Annotated in this window: 6 protein-coding genes; 3 read left to right on the top strand and 3 right to left on the bottom strand. The window is 71.9% G+C overall.

Features of this window, described 5'->3' with window-relative positions; genetic code table 11:
• The 3 genes from J1C73_RS17110 to J1C73_RS17100 form a co-directional block, all read left to right on the top strand.
• Positions 1-875 (top strand): peptidoglycan recognition protein family protein (locus J1C73_RS17110; protein WP_207317144.1); only part of this gene is annotated, 875 nt, incomplete at its 5' end.
• A gap of 134 nt (positions 876-1,009) precedes the next feature.
• The gene (gene manB / locus J1C73_RS17105; protein WP_123459695.1) at positions 1,010-2,101 is read left to right on the top strand and encodes a mannose-1-phosphate guanylyltransferase; all 1,092 of its coding nucleotides are present in this window, start codon (positions 1,010-1,012) and stop codon (positions 2,099-2,101) included.
• 90 nt (positions 2,102-2,191) lie between these two features.
• Positions 2,192-3,172 carry a DNA-3-methyladenine glycosylase family protein gene (locus J1C73_RS17100; protein WP_207317143.1) on the top strand — a complete coding sequence of 327 codons (981 nt, stop codon included), beginning with the start codon at positions 2,192-2,194 and terminating at the stop codon, positions 3,170-3,172.
• A 114-nt stretch (positions 3,173-3,286) separates the two neighbouring features.
• Here J1C73_RS17100 and J1C73_RS17095 read toward each other — a convergent pair whose 3' ends face one another.
• From J1C73_RS17095 to J1C73_RS17085, 3 genes are all read right to left on the bottom strand, one after another.
• The gene (locus J1C73_RS17095) at positions 3,287-4,384 is read right to left on the bottom strand and encodes a hemolysin family protein (RefSeq protein ID WP_207317142.1); all 1,098 of its coding nucleotides are present in this window, start codon (positions 4,382-4,384) and stop codon (positions 3,287-3,289) included.
• Positions 4,381-5,751, bottom strand: a complete 1,371-nt coding sequence (locus J1C73_RS17090; RefSeq protein ID WP_123468264.1) for a hemolysin family protein — start codon at positions 5,749-5,751, stop codon at positions 4,381-4,383. The genes J1C73_RS17095 and J1C73_RS17090 overlap by 4 nt, the downstream gene beginning before the upstream one ends.
• Positions 5,752-5,934: 183 nt before the next feature.
• Positions 5,935-6,353 (bottom strand): PH domain-containing protein (locus J1C73_RS17085; RefSeq protein WP_207317141.1); only part of this gene is annotated, 419 nt, incomplete at its 5' end.

Genomic DNA, 6,353 nt, shown 5'->3' with positions numbered 1-6,353 from the left:
CCGCCCCGCTCTGGGTCGGCGCATCCGACGGCGTCCAGGTCCGGGTGAACCCCGAGGCCCCCGGCACCCGGGACGCCTCCGCCACCCCCGTACCGCTGCCCGCCGGGCTGCACCTCGAACTCGTCGACCCCGGCGAGGACCCGCAGGAGCTCCCCGCCACCGGCGCCGCCGGCGCCGGCCGCGCCGCACCGGAGGGCGCCACCGTGCTCCCCGCCCTGAGCCGGTCCGCGACCGACGCGGCCGCCGGCTACGCGCCGGGCGCCAAGCCGTACATCGGGCCCCGCCCGCGCATCGTCACCCGCAAGGGCTGGGGTGCCGACGAGAAGATCCGCGAACGCGCCTTCGCGTACACCAAGACCGTCAAGGCGGCCTTCATCCACCACAGCGCCACCGGCAACAACTACGCCTGCTCCCAGGCGCCCTCGGTGCTGCGCGGCATCTACCGGTACCACGTCAAGAGCAACGGCTGGCGGGACATCGGCTACAACTTCGCCGTCGACAGGTGCGGAAACATCTACGAGGGCCGGGCCGGCGGCGTGACGAAGGCCGTCATGGGCGCGCACACCCTCGGCTTCAACACCAACACCATGGGCATCGCGGTGCTCGGGACCTTCAGCAACTCCGACCCGCCCGCCGCGGCGATCGACGCCGTCGCGGAGCTCACCGCCTGGAAGCTCGGCCTCTTCGAGGCCAATCCGAAGGGCAAGGTGAACCTGGTCTCGGCCGGAAGCAACAAGTACAAGAAGGGCAAGGTGGTCAAACTCAACGTCATCTCCGGCCACCGGGACGGTTTCGCAACCGAATGCCCCGGAGCACGTCTCTACAAGAAGCTCGGCACGACCCGGACCAGTTCGGCCCGGCTCCAGGGCCGCTGACGGGGAAGGAGACGAAGGGCGCCGTCGGCGCCCGGGGCCTGCTGCGGGCTGCTGACCAAGGACACTCCGTCCGGTCTGCATAAACTGGCCAGCCGAAACCAGGCCCGGCCCCAGCAGGAAGCAGAGACAGTGCTGTGACAGAGGCAAAAGAAGCGATCCTCCTGGTCGGTGGCAAGGGAACCCGGCTGCGCCCGCTCACGGTGCACACCCCGAAACCCATGGTTCCGGCAGCAGGCGTCCCCTTCCTCACGCACCAACTGGCGCGTGCACGGGCCGCCGGGGTCGAGCACATCGTCCTCGCGACGTCGTACCTGGCGGAGGTCTTCGAGCCGCACTTCGGTGACGGTTCGGAACTCGGCCTCCACATCGAGTACGTCACCGAACGCGAACCGCTCGGCACCGGCGGCGCCATCCGCAACGTCGCGGCACGGCTCACCTCCGGCCCGGACGAACCCGTCCTCATCTTCAACGGCGACATCCTCACCGGCCTCGACATCCGGGCGCTGGTCACCTCGCACGCCGACTCCGGGGCCGACGTCTCGCTCCACCTCACCCGGGTCGACGACCCCCGCGCCTTCGGCCTCGTCCCGACGGACGACACCGGCCGGGTCACCGCGTTCCTGGAGAAGCCGCAGACCCCCGAGGAGATCGTCACCGACCAGGTGAACGCGGGGGCGTACATCTTCCGCCGGTCGGTCATCGACACCATCGAGGCCGGCCGCCCGGTCTCGGTGGAGCGCGAGACCTTCCCCGGACTGCTCGCCTCCGGCGCCCATCTCCAGGGCATGGTCGACTCCACGTACTGGCTGGATCTCGGCACTCCGCAGGCCTTCATACGCGGTTCCGCCGACCTGGTGCTGGGACGCGCTCCCTCCCCGGCCGTCCCCGGCCGCTGCGGCGACCGGCTCGTGCTGCCGACGGCCTCCGTCGCCCCCGACGCCAAACTCACCGGCGGCACGGTCATCGGCGCCGACGCCGTCATCGGCGCGGGCGCCAGGATCGAGGGCTCCACCGTGCTGGCGGGCGCGGTCGTCGAACCGGGAGCGGTGATCACGGACTCCCTGGTCGGAGCAGGTGCCAGGATCGGCAGCCGTACGGTGCTGGCCGGCGCGGTCATCGGCGACGGGGCCAAGGTCGGCGCCGACAACGAACTGCGCGACGGCATCCGGATCTGGTGCGGGGCACACCTGCCCGCCGCGTCGGTGCGCTTCTCCTCGGACGAATGACCGGGGCGAGCCGCTCCTCCCAGGACACCCCGACTGGCCGGAATCAGCCGTACTCTCGACAGGCACCCCCGACTACCGAGGACCTCACCCGTGGCAGGACGATTCGCTCCCCGCAGCGCTCCGCACGCGGCCGTTCCGCGCCAGGTGACGACGCCCGAACCCGCGGCGCTGACCCGCGACTGGACCCCGCCGGGCCCGTTCGACCTGCGGCTCGTCCTGGGCCCGCTGCGCCGGGGCCCCGCCGACCCCACCTTCCGGATGTCCGCGGACGGCTCCGTCCGACGGGCCAGCCGCACCCCCGCGGGCCCCGGCACCCTCCATGTCGTCGTCCGCGACGGCCGGATCGAGGCGGCTGCCTGGGGGCCCGGCGCGTCCTGGCTGCTGGACCAGCTGCCGACGCTGCTGGGCGCGGCTGACGAACCGGAGGCCTTCACCCCGCGCCACCGGCTGCTCGCGGTGACCCACCACCGCCGTCCGGGACTGCGGCTGCTGCGCACCGGCCTGGTGATGGAGTCCCTGATCCCGTCGGTCCTGGAACAGAAGGTCACCACGGACGAGGCGTACCGCGCCTGGCGGCTCCTGGTCCGCAAGTACGGGGAGCCCGCCCCCGGCCCGCAGGAGTACGGCCTGTACGTCATGCCGGACGCCCGCACCTGGTCGCTGATCCCGTCCTGGGAGTGGCACCGCGCAGGCGTCGACAGCAAGCGCTCCGCGACGATCCTGCGCGCGGTCCGGGTGGCCCGCCGTATGGAGGAGGCGGCCGCCATGGAGCTGCCCGAGGCGATGGCCCGGCTCCAGGCGATCCCGGGCATCGGCCCCTGGACCGCCGCCGAGACCCTGCAACGGGCGAACGGCGCCCCGGACGCGGTGACGGTCGGCGACATCCACCTGCCCGGCATCGTCGGCCACGCGCTGGCCGGCAACCGGAACGCCGACGACGAGGAGATGCTGGCCCTGCTCTCCCCCTACGAGGGACAACGCCACCGGGCCACCCGCCTGATCATGCTCTCCGGCAACACGCCACCCCGCCACGCCCCGAGAATGACGAGAGGCGACATCGCCCGCCTGTAGGCCTCGGCAAGATCCAGCCCGCCATCGCAGCCTGCTCGGCCGTCTCAGCCCTTAACGCACGTTTCCGCCGGGCTCGGCCCAATCAGCCCGGCCGGCGATTGAGGACCGTGCGCGTTACCCGACCAGGGCCGTGAGTTCGTCCGAGCCGGTCTTCTTCTGCTCGGTGCGGCGCGGCTCCGAGACCCGGTGGGCCGGGTCGCGGACCTCGCCGACCAGCATTTCCAGGACGTCCTCCATGGCGACCAGGCCGAGTACCCGGCCCGACGCGTCGGCGACCTGGGCCAGGTGCGTCGCGGCGCGGCGCATCACGGTCAGGGCGTCGTCCAGCGGGAGTTCGGCCCGTACCGTCGCCATCGGGCGCCACACGTGCTGCGGGACGGCCCGCTCGCCGTCCTCCAGGTCGAGGACGTCCTTGACGTGCAGGTAGCCCATGAACGGGCCGCCGCCCTCCGCGCAGACGGGGAACCGCGAGTAGCCGGTCCGCACCGTGAGCGCCTCGATCCGGTGCGGGGTGACGGACGGGTCGACCGTCACCAGGGACGCCCGGCGCAGCAGCACGTCGGTGACGGGCCTGCTACCCAGCTCCAGTGCGTCCTCCAGCCGTTCCTGCGCGTCCGGCCCCAGAAGTCCGGCCTGCCCGGAGTCCTCGACCAGCCGGTTGAGCTGCTCGCTGGTGAAGACGGCCTCCACCTCGTCCTTCGGTTCGACGCCGAAGAGCCGGAGCACCAGCCGGGCGCAGGCGCCCAGCGCGGCGGTGACCGGGCGGCAGAGGCGGGCGAAGCCGACCAGTCCGGGGCTGAGCCACAGCGAGGTCTTCTCCGGGGCCGCCATCGCCAGGTTCTTCGGGACCATCTCGCCGATGACGAGATGGAGGAAGACGACGAAGACCAGCGCCAGCACGTAGCCGAGCGGATGGATCAGCCCCTCGGGCAGGTGCACCGCGTGGAAGACCGGTTCCAGCAGCTGGGCGACCGTCGGTTCCGCGACGGCGCCGAGGGTCAGTGAGCAGATGGTGATGCCGAACTGGGCGGCCGCCATCATCTGCGGCAGGTTCTCCAGGCCGTACAGCACCTGCCGGGCCCGGCTGGACCCGGTTGCCGCGAGCGGTTCGATCTGGCTGCGGCGTACGGAGACGAGTGCGAACTCGGCGCCGACGAAGAAGCCGTTCGCGAGGACCAGAAGTCCGGCGAAGAGCAACTGGACCAGGCTCATCGCGCGGCCTCCAGGACACCGCGGGCGGCCGGTTCGGCGGTGACCGGGTCCACGACTCCGGCCAGCCGCACGAAGCGGACCTTCTCGGCCCGGTAGTGGCCGACCTGGCGGACCGAGATCCGCCAGCCGGGCAGTTCGGCCCGGTCGCCGGGGGCGGGAATCCGGCCCAGCAGATCGGCGACCAGTCCGGCCACCGTCTCGTACGGGCCGTCGGGGACGTCGAGCCCTATCCGCCGCAGGGTGAGGACCCGGCAGCTGCCTTCGGCGTCCCAGGCGGGCCTGCCGTCCTCGGGGGCGGCGGGGGCCAGTTCGGGGCGGTCGGCGCCTTCGGCGTCGTGCTCGTCCCTGACCTCGCCCACGAGTTCCTCGATGATGTCCTCAAGGGTGACGACACCGGCGGTGCCGCCGTACTCGTCGACCACGACGGCGATCGGCTGTTCCTTGCGCAGCCGCTGGAGGAGCTGCTCGACGGGCAGGGTCTCGGGCACCAGCAGCGGGGGCACCGCGATCCGGCCGGCCGGAGTGCGCAGCCGGTCCCGGGACGGAACGGCGAGCGCGTCCTTGAGGTGGATCATGCCGACGACCTCGTCGATGCGCTCCCGGTAGACGGGGAAGCGGGAGAGGCCGGTGGCCCGGGTGAGGTTGAGGACGTCGGCCGCGGTGGCGGTCGACTGGAGGGCGCTGACCTTCACCCGCGGGGTCATGACGTGCTGGGCGGTGAGGCCGGCGAGCGACAGGGTCCGTACGAAGAGATCCGCGGTGTCCTGTTCGAGGGTGCCGGCCTCGGCGGAGTGCCTGGCCAGGGAGACCAGCTCCCCCGGGGTGCGGGCGGAGGCCAGTTCGTCGGCCGGCTCGACGCCGAGCAGCCGCACCAGCCGGTTGGCGACGGTGTTCAGCAGGCCGATCACCGGCCGGAAGACCCGGGTGAACCGGTGCTGGGGGCCGGCGACGAACCGGGCGACCTGGAGCGGCTTGGAGACCGCCCAGTTCTTCGGTACGAGTTCGCCGATCACCATCTGGACCGCGGCCGCGAGGAGCATGCCGATCACCACGCTGATGCCGGGAACGGCACCGTCGGGGAGACCGGTCAGGGTGAGGGGGCTCTCCAGCAGCTGGGCGAGAGCCGGCTCGGCGAGCATGCCGACCACCAGTGAGGTGATGGTGATGCCGAGCTGGGTGCCGGACAGCTGGAAGGAGAGTTCGCGCAGGGCGTCGACGACGGTACGGGCCCGCCGGTCGCCCTCGGCGGCGGCGCGCTCGGCGTCCGCCCGTTCCACGGTGACGAGCCCGAATTCGGCTGCCACGAAGAATCCGTTGGCGAGGATGAGAAGGAATGCCGCAGTGAGAAGCAGCAGGGGGGTGGTCATACCGCCGCCTCCACGGAAGGGGCGGCGCAAGTACTACCGGAAGATCCGTCCATTGCTGGAGGGAGTCACTCCTTGGGTCGCAGGAAAGCCCCGCGGGTCTCGGGGACCACTGGTGGGGGCGGGGCGCACAGGGCGCCACCGCCCTCCAGAGTAATCAACAAGAGGCCGTACGGGGCAGAGGGCTCAGCCGTTGTCCGTGCCCGTGCCGTGGTTCTCGGCGAGGGCGCGGAGCGCACGGGCGTCGCGGATGGCGTGTTCCTTGGCGATTCCGGGCTGGATGCCGAGGGCGGGCATGCTGGTGCCGTCGCTGAGGTCGAGGAAGACCCACGGGTCGCCGACCCGCAGGTTGACGCGCACGATCTCGGCCCAGGACAGCCGCCGGGTACGGGTGAGATTGACCACGGTCACCCCGCTGTCGTCCGCGATGATCTTGGGGCGGCTGAGCAGTGCGAGAACGCCGAGGAAGACCAGCGCGGTGAAGACGAAGCTGGTCCGCTCCCCCGCGCTGAGCTGCTCCAGGGTGAAGGCGACGACGGTGATGACGGCGAACATCACCACCCCGACGCTCAGCAGGACCACTCGGGTGCGGGTCGGCCGGAAAG

The sequence above is a fragment of the Streptomyces laculatispora genome (assembly GCF_017353455.1).
In the GTDB taxonomy this organism is placed as follows: Bacteria; Actinomycetota; Actinomycetes; order Streptomycetales; family Streptomycetaceae; genus Streptomyces; species Streptomyces laculatispora.
Note: the sequence above shows the minus strand (reverse complement) of the source record. Positions and strands in the feature narration are given on the sequence as shown.